The 19010-nt window shown below is 47.3% G+C and carries 18 protein-coding genes; 6 read left to right on the plus strand and 12 right to left on the minus strand.

Translation table 11 applies throughout. The annotated features are described in order from the left end of the window. Window positions 1-8 precede the first annotated feature (8 nt). Window positions 9-1001, minus strand: coding sequence for an ROK family protein (locus QHH26_04915; protein MDH7481306.1), 993 nt, complete (start codon window positions 999-1001; stop codon window positions 9-11). Window positions 1002-1076: 75 nt separating this feature from the next. Continuing rightward, window positions 1077-2144, minus strand: coding sequence for a sialidase family protein (locus QHH26_04920; GenBank protein ID MDH7481307.1), 1068 nt, complete (start codon window positions 2142-2144; stop codon window positions 1077-1079). 143 nt (window positions 2145-2287) lie between these two features. Here QHH26_04920 and QHH26_04925 point away from each other — a divergent pair, with 143 nt between their 5' ends. Next, window positions 2288-2968, plus strand: a complete 681-nt coding sequence (locus QHH26_04925) for a glycosyltransferase family 2 protein (protein MDH7481308.1) — start codon at window positions 2288-2290, stop codon at window positions 2966-2968. A 12-nt stretch (window positions 2969-2980) separates the two neighbouring features. Here the strand turns inward: QHH26_04925 and QHH26_04930 are convergent, their stop codons facing one another. Further along, the gene (locus QHH26_04930; GenBank protein ID MDH7481309.1) at window positions 2981-3709 is read right to left on the minus strand and encodes a polyprenol monophosphomannose synthase; all 729 of its coding nucleotides are present in this window, start codon (window positions 3707-3709) and stop codon (window positions 2981-2983) included. Between the two features lie 242 nt (window positions 3710-3951). Between QHH26_04930 and QHH26_04935 the strand changes: the two genes are divergently transcribed. Continuing rightward, a complete protein-coding gene (locus QHH26_04935; protein ID MDH7481310.1) occupies window positions 3952-5151 on the plus strand; it encodes a hypothetical protein in 1200 nt (399 codons plus the stop codon). 184 nt (window positions 5152-5335) lie between these two features. Next, window positions 5336-6040 (plus strand): LysE family transporter, encoded by a 705-nt coding sequence (locus tag QHH26_04940; protein MDH7481311.1) that lies wholly within the window; start codon window positions 5336-5338, stop codon window positions 6038-6040. A 38-nt stretch (window positions 6041-6078) separates the two neighbouring features. On the opposite strand, the gene QHH26_04945 is transcribed toward QHH26_04940, so the two are convergent. From QHH26_04945 to QHH26_04955, 3 genes are read right to left on the minus strand one after another with little or no spacing between them, the layout of a single operon-like run. Then, window positions 6079-6546 (minus strand): AAA family ATPase, encoded by a 468-nt coding sequence (locus QHH26_04945; GenBank protein MDH7481312.1) that lies wholly within the window; start codon window positions 6544-6546, stop codon window positions 6079-6081. 1 nt (window position 6547) lies between these two features. Continuing rightward, entirely contained in the window at window positions 6548-8596 is a 2049-nt protein-coding gene (locus tag QHH26_04950; GenBank protein MDH7481313.1) for a family 10 glycosylhydrolase, read from the minus strand. After that, complete coding sequence (locus QHH26_04955; GenBank protein ID MDH7481314.1) at window positions 8596-9282, minus strand: hypothetical protein; 687 nt, start codon at window positions 9280-9282, stop codon at window positions 8596-8598. The genes QHH26_04950 and QHH26_04955 overlap by 1 nt, the downstream gene beginning before the upstream one ends. 145 nt (window positions 9283-9427) lie before the next feature. Here QHH26_04955 and tsaB point away from each other — a divergent pair, with 145 nt between their 5' ends. Both tsaB and serA read left to right on the plus strand, forming a co-directional pair. Next, complete coding sequence (gene tsaB, locus QHH26_04960; GenBank protein ID MDH7481315.1) at window positions 9428-10162, plus strand: tRNA (adenosine(37)-N6)-threonylcarbamoyltransferase complex dimerization subunit type 1 TsaB; 735 nt, start codon at window positions 9428-9430, stop codon at window positions 10160-10162. A gap of 131 nt (window positions 10163-10293) precedes the next feature. Continuing rightward, window positions 10294-11883, plus strand: coding sequence for a phosphoglycerate dehydrogenase (serA, locus tag QHH26_04965; GenBank protein MDH7481316.1), 1590 nt, complete (start codon window positions 10294-10296; stop codon window positions 11881-11883). Window positions 11884-12599: 716 nt separating this feature from the next. Here the strand turns inward: serA and QHH26_04970 are convergent. The 5 genes from QHH26_04970 to QHH26_04990 form a co-directional block, all read right to left on the minus strand. Next, window positions 12600-15692 carry a hypothetical protein gene (locus QHH26_04970; protein ID MDH7481317.1) on the minus strand — a complete coding sequence of 1031 codons (3093 nt, stop codon included), beginning with the start codon at window positions 15690-15692 and terminating at the stop codon, window positions 12600-12602. Between the two features lie 265 nt (window positions 15693-15957). After that, window positions 15958-16638 carry a serine O-acetyltransferase gene (gene cysE / locus QHH26_04975; GenBank protein MDH7481318.1) on the minus strand — a complete coding sequence of 227 codons (681 nt, stop codon included), beginning with the start codon at window positions 16636-16638 and terminating at the stop codon, window positions 15958-15960. Between the two features lie 131 nt (window positions 16639-16769). Then, window positions 16770-17021 (minus strand): NifU family protein, encoded by a 252-nt coding sequence (locus QHH26_04980; GenBank protein ID MDH7481319.1) that lies wholly within the window; start codon window positions 17019-17021, stop codon window positions 16770-16772. Window positions 17022-17043: 22 nt separating this feature from the next. Further along, window positions 17044-17460, minus strand: coding sequence for a Fe-S cluster assembly scaffold protein NifU (gene nifU, locus QHH26_04985; GenBank protein MDH7481320.1), 417 nt, complete (start codon window positions 17458-17460; stop codon window positions 17044-17046). A 24-nt stretch (window positions 17461-17484) separates the two neighbouring features. Beyond that, entirely contained in the window at window positions 17485-18033 is a 549-nt protein-coding gene (locus QHH26_04990) for a MarR family transcriptional regulator (GenBank protein ID MDH7481321.1), read from the minus strand. 279 nt (window positions 18034-18312) lie between these two features. Here QHH26_04990 and QHH26_04995 point away from each other — a divergent pair, with 279 nt between their 5' ends. Further along, the gene (locus QHH26_04995; GenBank protein ID MDH7481322.1) at window positions 18313-18471 is read left to right on the plus strand and encodes a small, acid-soluble spore protein, alpha/beta type; all 159 of its coding nucleotides are present in this window, start codon (window positions 18313-18315) and stop codon (window positions 18469-18471) included. An 83-nt stretch (window positions 18472-18554) separates the two neighbouring features. Here QHH26_04995 and QHH26_05000 read toward each other — a convergent pair whose 3' ends face one another. Further along, window positions 18555-18986, minus strand: a complete 432-nt coding sequence (locus QHH26_05000) for an ACT domain-containing protein (GenBank protein MDH7481323.1) — start codon at window positions 18984-18986, stop codon at window positions 18555-18557. Window positions 18987-19010: the final 24 nt, after the last annotated feature.

Raw genomic sequence — 19010 nt, forward strand, 5'->3', positions numbered from 1 at the left:
CTGCTTTTTCATTTGCACGCTTCCAACTCCTGAAGCACCAACACAACGCCGCCAAGTATCCCTGCATCGTCTCCAAGCGCAGCAGGCACTACTTGGCACACACTCAACGCCTCAGCAAGAGCGTTTGCCTTAACAGTAGCCATAAGAGGTTCCCACAGCACTGGCCCAGCCTGGGAAATCCCGCCACCTATAACAACCATCTCTGGATTCAGGAAGTTTATGGCATTTGCCACTCCAATCCCAACCCAATATCCGGTTTGACGCATAACTTCGCGCGCGACTTCATCGCCTTCGGTTGCCGCCTCCGCAATCATCGCAGGCGTTATGTCATCAAGGTTTGGGCCGCCGCGCTCTAGAAGAACGCTCTTATGGCCAGCGCGAATCATTCGCTGGGCTCGCTCAATTATTCCTGCTTGCGCCGCTTCCGCCTCAAGGTCGCCAAACCGGCCGCATCCACACCGAAAGCCGCTATTCGGATTCACAATTTGATGCCCGATTTCGCCGCCACCTTCATTTGCGCCAAGCCAAAGTTTTCCATCGAGAATAATCCCGCCGCCGATTCCTGTGCCAAGGGTCAGCATTACCAAGCTGTTGACATCCTTTCCTGCACCGAAACGAAATTCGCCAAGTGCTGCAACATTGACATCATTGCCCATATAAGCCGGCACTCCAATTGCTTCGCGAATAGGCGCAAGAAGTTGAACGCCGCCCCAATCTTTGAAATTTGGTGACCACAGTACGATGCCTTCCTTGGAAATATGACGGCCTGGAACGCCCATCCCAATTCCGCAAATATCATCAACGTCTACCTTGGCAGCGGAAATTGCATCACGAATCGCCTGAATAATCTGGGCAAGTGTAATCTCAAAGCCCTCCATTGCCAGCGAAGGCCGACGACCTTCTCCTAAGAAATTGCCCTCTTTATCGGTGATTGCGGCCCGGACGTTTGTGCCGCCTAGGTCTACACCAATTATGTATTTGCCATTTACATTTGGTCGCACGAGCCAACCCTCTCCTACAGGTTTGATTTTCTCAAAAGTATAACGACCGCGCGCAAGACATGTCAATCACCGTCGTCAAGGTTGATAGAGCCATTCAAGTGGTATGCTCCGGAATTTAAGAGATAAGCCATCAGTCCAGTTTTCTGTCTCATAATAAGTCAGCAGCACGTTTTTCCCCACGAATAGGATGCTCGCATAAGCCCATGACTTTCCTGGTGCGGATTCAATGTTCCTAATGTTGGTCCAAGTTTTTCCGCCATCGTGGGATATGCCCACCGTCAAAGGATTACGTATGCCCCCATGGCTTTTCTCCGGCTCAAAGTTGTTGTTCCAAACTAAAAGCAAGTCGCCAGTTCCCGGAATCCGCTTGATGCTTGCCGGCGACTCCGGTGAAACTACACCCATTGGCCTTGCCTCCTCCCAATGTGCCCCACCGTCGCATGAGTAGGTATGATATATCCTCCCTGTCTGCGTTCGAATTATCATCAAGACTCGTCCGTCTGCAAGCTCGACAACGCCGGGTTCCATTGCGCCCCTCTTCGGCGCATGGATGTCTGGCGACGACTTTTTCCACGTGCGCCCTTCATCGTCAGAATATAGCACAAACGAAACTGCCGGCGTTGGCTTGCTGATATCCGGCGTATAGGCAATAGGAGCTAGAATTCGCCCGCTGGATAACTGAATTACCCTGTCGTTGTTCATGACGTTGTAGCCTTCATCGGGCGTTATACGCATCGGAGAACCCCAGGTTTTGCCTTCATCCGAAGAATATCTAGCATAGGCCTGCAAGTCGCTTAGCGAGTTTTTTACTAAATAAAACATGCCTATCCTTCCAGATTTCAGGCGAAGGAGGCTTACCGACATAACATTGCATTTCCCAATGTTCTCCTGAAGCAGGAATGGCTTGCTCCATGACCGACCGCCATCGCTGGAAGTAACTCCCGCAATCACCGCCCCTGCATTATCAGCCGTGCCACCATAGAATTGGGTCCATGCAAGTAAAAGTCGGCCATCCTTAAGTTCAACTACTGACCCCTCGGTATTTCTTGGAAACATATTGGTCGCTGGGGCCACCATGTTTGTAAATCCCACATCTATGCTCGTTGTTATTGCATAACCAAGAATCGCAAGTATTCCAAACAAACTCCCCACCTCCACCAACTTTAGTATATCATGCCGATTATTTGCATGTCTTGACTGCCCGAAATTAAACTGGGTATAATATTAAAGAAAAACCATACTTCTTGTGTGCGCCCATCCAAACCGGACTCCATCGGAGGCATCCTTTGAAACTTTCGGTCATAATCCCTTGCTTCAATGAGGTTCAGAACATTACCGACGTCCTTGACGCAGTCAGAGCCGTAGACATACCTAAAGAGATAATAGTTATTGATGACGGCTCCACGGACAACACCGCCGAGGTATTGCAAGAATATAGCAAACGCTACCCAATAGTAATCCACTCGTCCGCAAAAAATGCAGGCAAGGGCGCGGCGATTCGCAAGGGACTTGAATATGTAACTGGAGACATTGTAATAATTCAAGATGCCGACATGGAATATGACCCAAAACAGTATCCTGAATTAATTAAGCCAATACTTGAAGGCAAAGCAGATGTTGTATACGGCTCACGCTTTCGTGGGAAAATAGAAGGGATGCGATTGCCAAACCTAATTGCCAATCGCATACTTACCTTGGCGGCAAACATCCTATATCGAGCTGGTATAACCGACGAAGCCACCTGCTATAAGGCATTTCGCGCCGACGTTATAAAAAAACTTCCGCTTAAGTGCATGCGGTTTGAATTCTGCCCAGAGGTAACCGCAAAACTTCGGAAGCGAGGCATAACCATCCATGAAGTCCCCATCCACTATAAAGCACGAAATACTGCGCAGGGGAAAAAGATTAAATGGACAGATGGTGTGCAAGCTCTCTGGACGCTCATCAAGTACCGATTCGTAGATTAGCCACGTTATTCATTAAGGTTTACAAGATTTGGAGGGACGGAAGCGGCTGAACCTTAAACGCCAAGGCATTAACGCAGCTTCAAACATTATTTTTCTTGACATCTTTGAGCTTCCCTCTCTCCTTTCAGTGAATATGATGGGAACTTCTGCTATGTCAAAACCACACTTATATGCGCGATAAAGAGTCTCAACAAGGAAAGAGTAGCCGTTGGATTTGATTGTATCAAGATTAATCGATTCAAGCACGTGCCTTCGAAAACCTCTGAACCCAGTTGTGGGATCTCCAACCTTTAAACCGGTGATTAATCGTACATACTTTCCGGCAAATACGCTCAGAAAAAGCCGAAACAAAGGCCAGTTCACAACGCTCACGCGACCTTCAAAGTATCGCGAACCTAGTACCATATCATGTTCTTCTAATGCCTTCGCCAAGCTTGGCAAACTTTCTGGATCATGCGAAAAATCCGCATCCATGCTGAATATCGCATCATATCCGTTTTCAAGCGCCCACTTGAAACCATCAACATAAGAAGGGCCAAAACCTCGATTCCCAGTGCGCTTCATCAGATGAACCCGGGCGTTTGTCAAGCTTATTTGTTCAACTAAATCGGCGGTGCCGTCGGGGGAGTTATCGTCAACAATTAGCATGTCCAGTTCTATCGGGATTTTCATCACGGCCCCAATTAACTGAACAATATTGTCCCTCTCATTATAAGTTGGCACAACCACTATGCCACGCATTGCACCCTCCATGCGTACTTAAACGCATGAGCTTAAACATTTACACAATTGACATTATAGTATTTGACATTCACCATAATCAACCCAATACGCTAACCTCGAATCAACCCCCAATACATCTTTCAAACATAAAAAGCCTACATGTGCAAATAAACTAAATCGTAAAAAATTCGAAGTTTTTATTAGCCTAAAAATTGGAAGATTATACTGATGCGAATGACGCTCGAAAAGGAGGAAGTTATATGAAAACAAGCACTTTAATTCGCGCCACGCTAATCTTGAGTTTGGTTTTGCTAGCTAGCTGTGCACTAATGGCACAGGCAAACCAACAACTTCGTGCTACAGTTAAAGCGGCTCCCGCTATGCACCCCGGCTTGCCGGCAGCGGCGGATATCTTCATAGACGGCCGATTTGCTATGCGTATTCCTGCTTCGGCAGGAGGTATGAGTCCTATGCAACGCGCCAGAATCGTTGCTGAAAGGCTCAACAATGCCTTCTCAGCAGGTCAGAACTGGGAAAATATGCGTGTCGCCCAGGTAAACGGCAATTGGGTAGTTGCCCTTGGCGACCACGTGATTGTTACCGCAGACTCCAAATCAGCACGCGCCTTTAATAGGACGCCTGGCAGACTTGCAAGTTTATGGGCGCGAACAACCGTAGTAGCTCTTGGTGGCCAGCCTAGCAGGATTGCAATGCAAATCGAGCCAATAGCCGTAAGAGTTGCCGGCGCCCGTGAAGAACTAATAATGTGGCAGAATTCCCCAACAAAAACGCTGCCTCTGCTGGATTCATCTACCGGCAATACATTGGGTAGTGTGACCGTAGCAGGTCCCCAGAGTAGGCTTGACCTCGTGAAATCTGTAGTATACTACTCATCAACTTCGGACGATGCAGTGGTCTGGACATTTGTGCCGATTACTGGCACATCAATTACAGGGACGCTTACGCGAGTAAATGGTGTAGGCGTTGTAAGCATGCCGTCGAATTTCATATCCATGGACATGATTCGAACAGGCATGGATATCAGGGATACTATCAACAGGATGCGCTCAAGCTGGAACCAAATGATTAATAATAAGCTAAAAGAGCACAATCTAGCCTTCCCAGCCGGCGTAAATACGAAGATTGTTCCAATTTGCTCACACGAGACTGGGGTCATTATTGGAGCCGCACAAATAGTTGGCACTTCAAGCGCCATTTCCAATGCTATGTGCGTAGCAACCTCTTCCGAGGACAACTTTATGCGCTTCGACGTGAGCTCAGAAGCCTGCAGGGCATTTGCTGAAAAGCCGCCCACTCTAAATAACGCGGTGATTTCATCGCTTATTATGTTTCCAAGACAGAGCGGAACTATGACTATGCCGGGAGTCTCCACGACGACTTCACCACAGACAAACCAGGAAGAGATGTCTCCCGCACCAATGCCCGAAGAGGAGATGTAGGCTTAGTGGTTATCGTCAAATTAAAATAGATAATCAACCACTAAGAAGTGGAGTATCGCATTATTCCCTGCTGCGGTACTCCACTTTTTAATTTCCCATTCGCTTCTTTTTTGATATACTAATAATCCCGATGAGTGCATAATAACTCAGAACCTCCAAAGCCTGAAATAAAGGAGAAACCGCTTTGACGCTTAGCGCAATCTTTATATCATCGTTCATGGTGGCCCTTTCGGGAGCACTTATGCCTGGACCTCTACTTACGGTAACCATTGCCCAGACTGCAAAGAAAGGCTTCGTTTCGTCAGTTCTTCTCGTTGCAGGTCACGTAACTTTGGAACTTATTGTAGTTATCTTTCTGCTTTCCGGCTTGGGTCACCTCCTTAGGATAAAGCCAATAACAGGCGGAATCGCCATTATCGGAGGAATTATGCTTCTTTTTATGGGCTGGAGCATGTTTCATGACGCTCGGCGCGGTGCCCTCGACCTTCCATCAACAAAAACAGCTAACCAAGAAACCCAATCCACGGGTTCCATGCTAAACTCCATGCTTACCGGAATGGTAGTAAGTATTACAAATCCTTACTGGGTTATCTGGTGGGCAACAATTGGTCTCGCTGGAATAACATTTTTCGCAGGACTTCGGCAAAACATGCTCTGGGCACTCGGGGCATTCTATATAGGCCACAGCATGGGAGACATCATATGGTACTTGATAGTGGGCGCGGCTGTCGCTAGTGGACGAAGGCTCCTGAGCACAAATATCTATCGCGCAATAGTGCAAATTTGCGCTCTATTTCTCATTTTCCTTGGCGGCTCATTTATCTATTTAGTCGCTACAGGCAACCTTTGGAAAATTCAAATGGCTACGGATTGGGCAAAAAGTTGGTAATGTTAACCAAGGTATTGTTGCCTCAAATCAAGAGCACCCTAATCAACAGATTGCCCGGTATCGACCACAACCGCACCTTCATCTTCGCCAATTGGCTCAAATCGTGCCTTAACCTGGTAGTAAAGGTCTTCATTCCGATCTGCAGCCGGATGGTCCTGCAGAGCAATTCTCCGGAGCGCAACCTCATCTGGACAAACGCAATAGAGCAACTCGAATTCTGCACCCACCTCCTTCGCAAGCGCTCTTGCCGCATCACGCTCGGACCGCTTAGAAAACGGCATTCCTTCGAGGATAACGTCCCTGCCTTGGCTTAGAAAATACCGGGCAATGAAGAGCATTGCACCGAAAGCTAAAGCCTTCTCGGAATCTGAGTAACTCGGTGGGGTGAAGAGCTTTGCCCTAACTTCATCACGACTCAACCGGAGTGCGCCCATCTCATCTGCTAGGCGCATAGCTAGGTGGGTTTTGCCAGTGCCAGGAAGTCCAGCGATACAGATTAGCTTCATGTCATGGCACCTGTTTGCCAATCGCCTCCAAAGCCGCTCTCAGACCAGAAACATCGCCGACAAGTATATAGCCCCTAAGGTTTTCATCTTTCGCCAATTTAACAACTCGGCTCAGTGCTGTAATTTGCTCAGCTAGCCTTCCAGCACCAAACTCACCGGCCGCCGGGATTACTGCAGCAGCTTTGAGAGATGCACGGTTCAAGCTTACTATCGCCTCTGCCTCGCTTTGTGAATAAACATATGTGCCCTCACTCTCGGACTTTTCCAATGTAAGTTTTGGAATGAGAGCATCAACTCTGGGTATCTCCGCCCAGTGAACAGGTGACTGGCTATCAGAAGCAAGATCAACGGTCACCGCAAAAATGCTGTTAGGATTGTCCATCTTAAACTGCTTTGAAAGTTCCGTCAAAAGACCTATGAGCTTCCCCCGGCGGAACTTATCCCATAATGCCAAAGCTTGCACATCAGCGTCAGTTCGCGCCCCCCATAAATCAACATCAATAGGGTCAATATGGTGAAGGCGAATCATCTCTTTTCGCACCTCCACCGTGTATCCAAATGGCGGCGTGAGGTCCTGCCCAGCCACTATAAAAGGCTTACTATGTGCATAATCAACTCGATCGAGGCAAATACCATCAAGCTCATAGTTAAGGCTCAATTCGGCTAATAATGATTTCAGAAGCCTTGCCGCCTGGGACGAAGCTGGGCAGATGTAAACCTCCTTGCCAGAGGTTTTAGTCTCCGCAACCGGAATAACGTCAGCAGAAATCGGTTTGAGATTTTGCATCTCGGCGTTTTGCCAAACCTCTTGCTCAGCATAGCGCCTGCCGAGAAGGTTGCAATCTTGGATACTGGGATGGCTTGCAATTACCAGAGGAGCAGGATGCTCGGCATCACCCCAAAGTGTTACATCCAACACACCAATTAACTTTAAGCCTTGCCCATGTGCCAAAGCAATTGCCCTCTTAAGCGGGTCATCGTCAGCATATTTCTTATCTTGAGTAAATATTTTGCTTGGATAGATTGGCTGTCCAGCTTTGAATATTGGAATGAAAATAGTATCAAAACCTTGTGTTTTAGCAAGCCTCACAACATCATCTAGGCCATCGAAATCTACATCAGTAATCCATAACCCTTGGAGCTTGTCCTTAATTGCAATCTTTTTTTCCTCTCCCTTATCCCTGACTTCATCAATTTTAATTGTTCCAACTTTGGAAGGCGCAGGCGGAACTGCCTTTGGCACAATAGGCATAAGAGGCTTTTCAATGAGAAAATCTCCGCTCTTCGAACGAATTATCATGGCAGCGTTTAGTTTCACCGGGATTTCTCGAAGATCCACTGCAAGCTGGTCAACTGGCGTCATTACCTCGCTTGTCTTGAAACCAGCGGCACGAAGAGCAGCGTTCAGCCAATCTATCTGCGCTGGTGTCAAGGTAAGTAACGAGATCGCTTGCTGATAGGCAATCTGTTCTTGCTGGAGTGGCGTAAGCTGCCAAGCAGGGTCAACGCTCGGCAGGAATGGCATAGTCATGTTAAGCCAACGTCGAACATCTGCCTCAAGATTGCCAGCCTCTTGAGCTTTCTTGGCTTCCAAATATCTTTCTTTCCAAGCCATTACTGCAGAACCGCGGGCATCTCGTGTGAGAAAAAAGACGTCATCCACTAACCGCCATTGGAAGCCAGTAATTGCCTCAACCATGTTCATTATGCTTTTTAGGCGAGTTTCTCCAATGTGAACGACGATTTTTGTTTCCTCAAGCCTCTGGTCTACGTAAAACTCCGAGCTTGTTTGTTTGCTTAATACTGAGCACAATTCCTTCAAAGGCATCACTTTAGGCGGAATCGTGACCGATGCAATCATTCTCTCATCCGCCGCCCAATTCAACTCTCCCGCGCGTTCGGTTTGGGCAAGCGCACAACCCGCCGAAATAACTAGCAGGGTTACTAAGAAAGCCTGCATAAGTTGCGAGAAGCTAACCCTGTATCTTCTCCTCGAGAATGTCGGTAAATCAGAACTCAAGTTCTCAATTTCCAAATTTGCTATAGCCATTAAGGCACCATCACCTTCTTTAAGTATATGTAAGGCATCGAATCCATGCGCAAGGCAAGATCTTCCTTCCCACCAGGCTTTGGAATAAGCAAGTAAGGAATTACACGAAATAGCAACACTGTTTCCTCGGGCTTTGGCAAAGATTTAACAACCTGCCCTGTATCGGTCAGGCCAACTGTGGGCGAAGCAAGCATTGCCCTGAGAATCTCCTGCTGGAAAGGAGTAAGCTCAAAATATGAAAGCGGAAACCCACGCGAAAGTCTAAAAAGCTGAGCGCCATCGAGCGATTTTAGTACCTCAGTCATGTACTCTTCCGGAGTGAGCTTATCTAGCGGCTTTTCGGGCACATCTTTTGTGGATATCTCCGCTGGCCGCCGGAATACAATGATGCTGCCTTCAATATACCAAGATAGACCTGTCATCTTCGTAAGCATATCGAGGACCACCTTGAGCGGCTGACCCTTTAGGCTCGTGCTAATACCTTTTTCGGGGAAAGCTGGAGCGGCAATCTCAATATCCGCCTGCTTTGCTAACGCCTCCACTGCATCCATCATTGACCCGTTAACAAGCATAATGTCCACTGGCTTTTTGAGTTTCTCAAAGTCAAAAGTCTTCTGAGCAACCGCAGGCAAAGCGAAGGCAAGAATTAGTATAAAATACAAGAGGAATCCTAATTTTATGGGCACCCTCAAGGTTATCACTCCTTAATTGCAGAAAATGCCTAAGGCATATATGCCCAAACTGAGGGTCTACTATTCGCATTCTACCACGCAAGCCTTGGTTTGGCAACATTGACCGCATTGACACGTGGGAATATAATTACATGTGCCAATGAAAGTATTGACATTAGATACAACAACAGACACCTCGAGTATCGCAGTTGCCGACGAGAACAACCTACTCGCCGAATACAACTTTGCCCACAAAATGGACCTCTCCCGGCGGTTGATGCCAAATATTGTTTCAATGCTTAAAGACTGTGCACTGAGAATTAAAGACCTTAACTGCATTGGAGTTTCACTCGGACCTGGATCGTTTACTGGCTTGCGAATTGGAGTTGCAACAGCAAAGACCCTTGCACAAGTGCTCAATATCCCAATCGTTGGAATCATCACACTTGACCTTCTTGCCTACCAATTCGATTACCTTCCCAATGCGACCGTCTGTCCGCTTGTGAAAGTTCGAAAGGGTGAGGTATACTGGGCTTTCTTTAACACATGCGATGGGAAAATTAAGCAGATTACCGACTACTCGGCTGGACCAATAAATGAAGTAATTAAGATGGCCCAAAGTCTCTTCCCACATCCCAAAATAGAAAGCCAGAAATCAGAGCGCAGAATCATTTTCTGCGGGGACGGCGTAGAGGACGCATTGGAGGAGCTAAGCAAGTCGCTCGGCGACCGGGTAGTCCCGGCATCCAAATGGCTTTCCTATCCAAAGGCTTCAATTCTAGCAAGGCTGACCTCAGAAAAAATTGCCGCCGGTGAAACATCCGACCCCCTTTCCCTCGTTCCTTTTTACATCCGCCGGTCCGCTCCCGAGATGCGGCTCGAGCATGGCCAATAGTTCGGTTGACATTTCCACTTAGCTTGGTGTATCATCTCATTGTTCGCATTAATTAATTGCCGGCTACTCCAGGCATGCCCCGCATATGTGCCAAAGGGGTAGATGGCAAGAACTGGAAGGACGAGGTGGGTATGCCAAGGATCTTAGTAAGCGATCCTGTCGCAAAAGAAGGAATTGAAATTCTCCAGAAGCATTTCGACGTAGATGTAAAGACCGGATTGGAGAAATCCAAGTTAATCGAGATTATCGGCGACTATGATGCTCTGATTGTTCGAAGCGAGACAAAAGTCACAGCCGATGTTCTCGAAGCGGCAAAGAACATGAAAATCATCGGCCGGGCAGGCGTCGGCGTAGACAACATTGATGTCCCTGTTGCCACCGAGAAAGGAATCATTGTTGTCAATTCACCCGGCGGGAACACCATTGCTGCTGCTGAGCTTACAATGGCAATGATGTTAGCTCTCGCACGGAATATTCCCCAAGGGCATGCCTCATTGCGCGCTGGCGAGTGGAAACGAAGCAAATTCGTCGGTAATGAGCTCTATGGAAAAACACTAGGTATCTATGGGCTTGGAAAGATTGGAAGCGCTGTTGCCAAGCGGGCGCAAAGCTTCGAGATGGACATCATAGCATACGATCCATTCGTTTCCGAAGAGTACGCCAGCAAGATAGGCGTCGAGCTTGTTAGCATGGATGAACTCCTTAGAAGAAGTGACTACATTACAATTCACGTACCAGCAACAAAAGATACAAAGGGCTCAATCGGCAAAGATGAGATTGCAAAAATGAAGCCCGGAGTACGCATCATTAATGTTGCCCGAGGAGGAATTGTCGACGAAGCCGCCCTGGCAAAAGCAGTCGAGGAAGGCAAGGTAGCAGGAATAGCCTTCGACGTTTACGAGTCAGAACCACCTCCTCCAGACAACCCGTTACTCAAGTTGGACAAAGCAATCACTACTCCACACTTAGGAGCATCAACCGAGGAAGCTCAGATTAATGTTGCAATTGACGTTGCTGAGCAGATTGTGGACGTCCTTAATGGCAAGCCTGCTCGCAGTGCAGTAAACATGCCAGCCCTGAGCGCCGAAGTACTAGCTGCAGTGGAACCATTCATGCTTCTAGGCGAACGGATTGGTATGATGGCAACACAACTTACGGATGGTGCTGTCAAGTCTATCGAAATTGCTTACTGCGGCGATCTTTCCACTATGGAGTATGGCCCGGTCGGACGCTCTGTACTAAAAGGCCTGCTCCAACCGATTCTTACAGAACCGGTGAACCTAGTCAACGCCCCAGTCATTGCCGAATCAAGAGGCATTCGGATTACAGAAAGCAAGAGCGTAGGACCAGAAGACTATACCAGCCTTCTAGCCGTCAAGGTAAAGACCGACAGGGGCGAAAAGCTAATTGAGGGAACTGTCTTCGGAAAAAGAGATTTCAGGATAGTAAAGATTGATGGATTTATGATTGACGTAGTTCCCGACGGAGCAATGCTTGTCACGACCCACATAGATAAACCGGGAGTTATCGGCCGAGTAGGGACACTTCTCGGTAACCACAACATAAATATCGCCGGGATGCACGTTGGCAGAGCAGGCATCGGCAAGGAAGCAGTAATGGTTCTAAACGTTGACGACCCAGTGCCGGACCTAGTAATGGATGAGATTAGAAAGCTAGATGGCATAGAAACCGCAAAACTTGTGCAGTTCAACCAAAATTAAAAGGCAATACTTAATCGTATTTTAAGGGTGAGGCAATTAGTTGCCCCACCCTTAAATACCATTTCACCCAATTTTCACAAAAGGATTGGTTTTGCTTCTAAAACCCCTCTCTTGAATTTATACTCCTTGACAAAGCAAGAAAGCCGGCCTTTTAGCCGGCTTTCTTGCTTCCAGCACGTTACGTATCTCGGAGGCGAGAGCAGATTCCAACCCCCCGTTGGCGCTAGCCATTTGAACCGCTTCTCGCCCCCTCTGTAGTGCACCCTCTGCTAGGGGCACATCCATTTAAGTTTGACAACAAATCGCCAAAAAAGGTTCCACCTATGTTGAAAATACCCATCCTCAATTCATACAGTGTTCACACTTTGCATTAAAATCTATTTGAACACTTCATTTTCCTAGTTCTCAAAGCACCCCCAGTTCAGCAACACCGTATATTTTAGCCACTTGGAATATCGTAGATAACTGTTAATAATACCTGATTCTGGAATTTTGAACCAAAAATGATAAAAAAAGAGCCCCGAAGAAACGGGGCTCAAAACTAGCCGAGTCGCCGGCGCTCGGGACCTATTCAACAACCGGCGGCCCGGCCTGGGCAAGGAGGTATTTGGAAAGGAGCAAACTGCATCACGAATGTGTGCATTTTATTTATTTATACGGCTGTGATGGCTCAAATGTTCCCAATAGGCGGAGAAAATTGAACATTTATTCAATATTTAGTAAAAAATTATCTCGGCACTATTGCGCGGGCGGATTATAGGAACCGTCCCGACATCGAGATTTTGTGCTCCGACCACACCCGTGACCACTGCAAAATCGCCAATTTGAGGCGGAGATGACAAGACAGAAGCATCAACCCTGAGCCCGACGTTTGAGCTGCCATCCTCTAGGGATGAGCCATCGTCCACATAGAAGTAATCAACGCCAACGGAACTCACCTTACCCCAAACTGTAACCAGCAGTCCTGCGGTCGTCACACCCTCGCAAGCACCAAGGTTTATATCTCTGGCTGTAATTGCAAGTGGCTTAAGAAAAGCATTCCCTTCCATCTTTTCCACTAGCGGATTAATTATCGTGCGCTCGCCACCAATTGTTGCAAGTTCGCCAGATACCTGCACTATATCGCCGACGCTGACACCAGAGCCTTCTACTTTCAAACCAGCCGAGCGCCCAATCTCTTCAATGTAAAATGCCGAATCAAACACGGCCGTGACTGCAACATTCGAAATTCGAATACTATTCCCGTCTTCCAAATGCCGTGCCAGTCCGATGTTCGATATAGAAGTATACGCCTGCTCAAACTTTACTGCATCTGCAATTACCACATATCCTGATGGCGCGTTATTTGATAACTTAACCTGAACTGTGTTCCCTGCTTCCAAATAATATATTCCTAGCGTATTCCATTTGCCTCCATTAGTTTGCTGATTGACTATCTTTTCTTCCTCAGTTCCACCATAGATGACCGAGTATCTCGCAGTTGTGGAACGGTTTGTTCCCTCCGACCACCAGGCGCAGATTCTATAAATGCCAGTTTCTGCCACTTGCCACGTCCAGTACGCATTTGAGGTACCAGTGGGGCTAGTCATCGCATAACGATAGTCAGAGCCATATTTCCCAGGAGCAGTTGAGCCCGTAGACCAGCTCCCAACTGTGGAAAAGCCTGCATCAACGTTGTCTATTACAACAGCACCAGATAGCTTTGTTAGGACATAGATATCCCTAACCTCGGCCAGCTCACCAAACTCATCTTCCGATGAAATGCTTATTTTATAGACACTCCCAGGCATGAGACCCGTCAAAACCACCCGATGCTTCAGAACCCTCTTGCTCGAGTAAACACTCGTCGTACCGCCCGATGAAGCAAGCTGGTACTCAACCTTTGAGTCTGCCGGGTTATTTGTCGTCCAGGTTACCTCTGCCGAATCGGTAGTTGTGCTAACATGCGTATCTCCAATCCTCAAGGGAACAGGGAAAAACTGAACGCGCGGATTGCCAAACCAATCCGTAACCCCAACTGCAATTGCCACAGTATCCAAAAGATCATATTGAATGCGCCACTGGTTTATTCCAACCTTCACGCTATCCATCCGGGCGTACGACCCATCATTGCCTTTTCGTGCGACAAATGGCTGAACCTGATATATCTCTTCATCGGTGCTAAAAGTTACGGTGCGAACACTCCCTGAATCAGAGACTGAATATTGGATTGTTGGCGGCGTCACATCCGTTCCTTTTCGCCATTTCATCATGCATTCGCGACCCGTAAGATATTCAAATTTAACGCATGGAATTTTATCAGCTGCATCAGTAAGTCGAGCATGCAGGTTCGCCACCTGCGTCGGGAAATCTGCCTCTTTTAGATGCGAAAATGCTGTAACAATTTGAGTGGTACCGGCAAGTGCTTTTAGAAAAATATTTTCCACCTCGGACGCTGTAATGCTGTTCATATACGCACAGCGCGATTCCCAACCACGCAGATTGCCGGGCACCTGATAGTCATTTGCATCGGGATGATAAGGCACCCATTCAGATGGAGCACGCCTCCAATCGTAAACGTTGTCAACAGGCTCTGTCGGATCTTCGCGATAAGCTGGCCAGGCATTCTCAAAACGATATGGAAACCAATCGTCGAGATATGACTGGAAAAAGTTATCCATGCCATGCCAACCGCTCCTAAATGACGAAGGATAGAACATTCGATCAAGAATCATGTGAGCAACAGTTGTCTCAAAGTCATCTACGCAATATGTAAAGTCAGGCGCCTGATTCCAATGATACACCGAATCCCCATCTGGGTCGCTCCATATCCACGTATGATAGTGATATGCTAACTCATCACCCCACCGCTCAATCGAGTCGCCATGGTTGTCTACCATAAGGTCAAGAGGTAAAAGTGGTCCGGTGCTCACACCACAAGAATATAAAGAACCCAAATTCATATACCATGTGAACTTAATTGGATTGCCAAGGCTGTCTCGAAGGCCTTCTCTATATGACTCAGCCATAACTTGCGCTCCCTGGCCTTCTGGAGAAGTGTATGTATAATCATCCGCAGGAAAATTATTATAGTGGTTATTCACATTTATTCCGCCGGTTGAGGTATCGGAGCATACCTGTACGTAGACTCGGCCGGGTTCATATTGATTGGGGGTGTAAAACGCCAAGTCATCAACATAAAAGGTGCTCGTGTGCGGCAAGCTGATGTTTCCAATGCTCACTCGTGACGGCACATACACGTACGGCTGTGCCACACTAGCATCTGGATTTGTATGGCCATCGAGATACAAATTGGTTATTGAGCCATCATATGTAATCCGAAATGAATGCCAAGCTCCATAAGTAAGAGGGAACGGAACGTTTGATGCCTTCCCACTCCAACCGCTGGTGGAATCCAAGACAAACAGCTGAACTGTTCCGCCTGGCAGTATGAAAATGATTGCCGCGATACCGCCGCTGGTTGATCGAAGACACCATGGAATCGCTTCATCGCCCATAGATTCTATGTACAAGTTAAATGTGCACGAAAAGCTTTGAGTAGCTGAAGTAAGGCAAGAATATGCATATATTGCTCCCTGCTGGTTGTTTGTTGAAACCTTCAGGCTATAAGGAGGCGACACCGAGCGCTCATTGCTCACAGTAATCGGACCTTCGATTGAGAATTCCCACTTCGGGTTGTGAGTCCAATCGCCATCATCGAAGCTGTCCGAAAATATGAGGCATTCGGCTTTTGCTAAGTTAGAAACAAAGAGCATAAAGGAGATAGCAAGCAAGAATATCAAACGGCTGTGGTGACGTTTTATAAACATGTGGGGCACCTCCAAGAATTGAGCGTGCAAGATTTATGCCAACGAGGAAGCAGCTATTAACTAAAAGCATACTCTTGGCGAATATTCAGCTAAAAAATATAGCTATTTGGAACTTTTAACTAAACTTAAGCGTCAAAAAATTGAAGCGAACACAAGGGGGTTTGTATAGGACCAGCGTTCCACGGGTATATACCCTAGCAATCCGACCTCCTTCCATCGCCCCGGCCGGGCGTTTCCTACCCGACCGGGGCTTTTCTTTACACCATCAGACCTTGTTTTCCTCCACAGCTTCACCTAGATGAGCCGTGTCCTTGAGCTTCTTTATCTCATCCTCCAAATGGCGAAGCCGCTCTAGGATGCACTCGACAGCTTTCGCGACGGGATCGGGAAGCTCGTGTTGCTCTAGGTCAATTTCCCCTACGACTCTTCGACCATCTCGATACGTCACACGGCCAGGCACACCGACAACAACTGAATTTGGCGGAACCTCATGAACCACTACCGAACCAGCACCGATTCTGCTGTTATCGCCCACCTTAAATGGTCCTAGGATCTTTGCGCCCGCGCCTATCACCACATTATTGCCAATTGTTGGGTGACGCTTTTCCTTTTTCCAGCTAGTGCCGCCCAAAGTCACCCCATGGTAGAGGGTAACGTTCTCGCCAATCTCTGCCGTCTCGCCAATCACCACGCCCATGCCATGGTCAATGAAAAAGCCTGGTCCAATCTTGGCTCCTGGGTGAATTTCGATGCCCGTGAAAAAACGCCCAATTTGGGAAATAATCCGAGCAAGCAACTTTAACTGATGATTCCACAGCCAATGCGCCAGTCGATGGAAAAAGAGTATGTGAAAACCCGGGTAGCACGTAATTATCTCAAGCGTGCTACGGCACGCTGGATCTCTTTCTTTTACAGCCTGTATATCTCGCTTTAATGTCTCGAACAAGCTAAGCCACCTCCTTCAAAGGTGGTTGATTTAATCTAGTATTCTAGCGCCACTCGATTAGTTCCCCTAGTTCAATAGTAAAGGGAAATTTCCACTACCTGACAAACTGCCAACGCTCTTTTTTATTCTTCTTAAAGATCCACCGCTGTGCCAGCAAATGGTACAGCCTCAACCTTTTGCACCTCGGGGATCCTTGATTTTATCACGCGCTCGACGCCCATCTGCAGAGTCATTTGGGACATTGGACACCCCGCACATGCTCCGACAAGCTTTACCGTTACAACGCCAGTCTCCTCATTAACATCTACTAGTTCGATATCCCCACCATCGGCTTGCAAAGCTGGTCTAATCTCATTCAGTACTTCTTCAACCTTTTCTCGCATTTGATTTCCTCCTAGTTCATCTTTATTTTAGATATCTATTCTTCTCAAAATCGAGGCCTTTGCCGGTAGTTTTCCTTAGATAATCATCTATAGCAGCCTCAATTGCCTCCTCTGCCAAGACTGAGCAGTGCATCTTAACCGGCGGTAAGCCTCCTAGCGCCTCAGCCACAGCCTTGTTGCTGAGCTTCAGAGCCTCTTCTATTGTCTTGCCCTTTATCATCTCTGTCGCCATACTGCTGGTGGCAATTGCAGCACCGCACCCGAAAGTTTTAAACTTTGCATCTACAATTACCCCATCTTTGACTTTTATGTACATCCGCATAATGTCGCCACATACAGGATTGCCAACATTGCCTATGCCATCGGCATCTGGAATCTCGCCTACGTTGCGAGGATTCATAAAATGCTCCATGACCTTTTCGCTGTATTGAATGCTCATGTTCTTTTCCTCCTAATCGGCCAATTAAGTTCGCCGGATTGGCATTCCGGTAGCCGCCTGATATACCTCGTTGATTACACATTCCGGCATATGGTCTCGGCCGCAATGAGAGCAAACTTCAAGCGCCGTCCTATCATCCTTTATAACCGCTGTGATAAAATCCTCTAAAATTTGCACGAGCATCTCCCGACTAGCAGGTCTCATGCGGCCCAGTATTCGAGACATTTCGGTTACTCGCCGCAGTCTAATCTTCTCAGCAAGCTTAAACCCCTCATCTGTTAATTCAATCTCGGTTAGCCTGCGGTCGCGTGCATTTTCGCGGCGAGTGACCAAACCCTTCTTTACAAGACGATCAGCAAGCTGGCTCGCAGCCGAATACGTCATCGAAAGCCCCTCGGCAATATCCTTAACAGAGCATACACCATGCTGGTGTATAAACTGAATCCCCTGCGCCAGTGCGGGAGTAATACCCAGACCAACCTCGCGGAGTGGGCCAACTATGATTGCTTTGTGCAAAATCTCAGTAAAAAGATCAAGCACATGCTCAGCGTAGGCTATCGAGTCCTTTTTCATCAACATAATCCTCCGAAGGAACCCTGCAGAAGATTAAGATACTTATTGATTTAGTTACTTAACTTATACCCAAAACTCTTTGTATTGTCAACCAAAACTATCAAATTTTCTCAAAAAATCGCTGCCGTTGAGCCCAAATTCCTGGTTTAGGCTAAAGCCTATATTGGAAAAAGCATTCATGTCTTTGAGATGGACTGAATTTCACCCACAAAGCTGCAATGCCGTTTTGCGTTTGAAACACCATAGAAAAGGGAGGTGATACAGGTGGAGGAAGAGGAGATGATGAAGCGCCTCGAAGAGGAAGTACGCCGCGAGCTGGGAATCCAGCGAATCGGCCCGGAAATGACCACAGAGGAAGCTGGAAAGCTCGGTGGCTACATGGTTAAAAAACTGATCGAGCGCGGTGAGCGAGCCCTGCGAGAGGAAAAAGGAGAATAAATATACGACCATAGCCTCCTCTCGCATATGACTAGTTGAGGTAGTGGAGTGATAAACAGCTCCACTACCTTTTATTTCAAAGATTAAAGTGCGTACACTTGTTCTGCAGTAAGGACGTTTATGCCTTTCGATAGCAGTGCTCTTATCCCCTCATCAATGTTTTCGATTCGGAAAATTACAATAGCATCCTTCGATGATTTCTCGACAAACGCATACATATACTCAATGTTAATTTTTTCAGCCGCTAAAGCATTCAAAACACTTGCAAGGCCACCAGGACAATCAGGCACTTCAACGGCAATTACATCGGTCTCTTTCACAATAAAACCCTTATCCTGAAGCACTTTGCGGGCCTTTGCAATATCATTTACAATCAATCGAAGTATACCAAAACCCGACGTATCAGCAAGCGAGAGCGCACGAATATTAATTCCCTCGGAGCCGAGTGCACCTGCCACTTCAGCCAAACGGCCTGACTGATTTTCTAAGAATATCGAAAGCTGCTTGACTTTCATTGTTTGCCTCCTTTAAAGTGAGAC

The sequence above is a fragment of the Armatimonadota bacterium genome (assembly GCA_029907255.1).
Taxonomy (GTDB): Bacteria; Armatimonadota; UBA5829; order DTJY01; family DTJY01; genus JAIMAU01.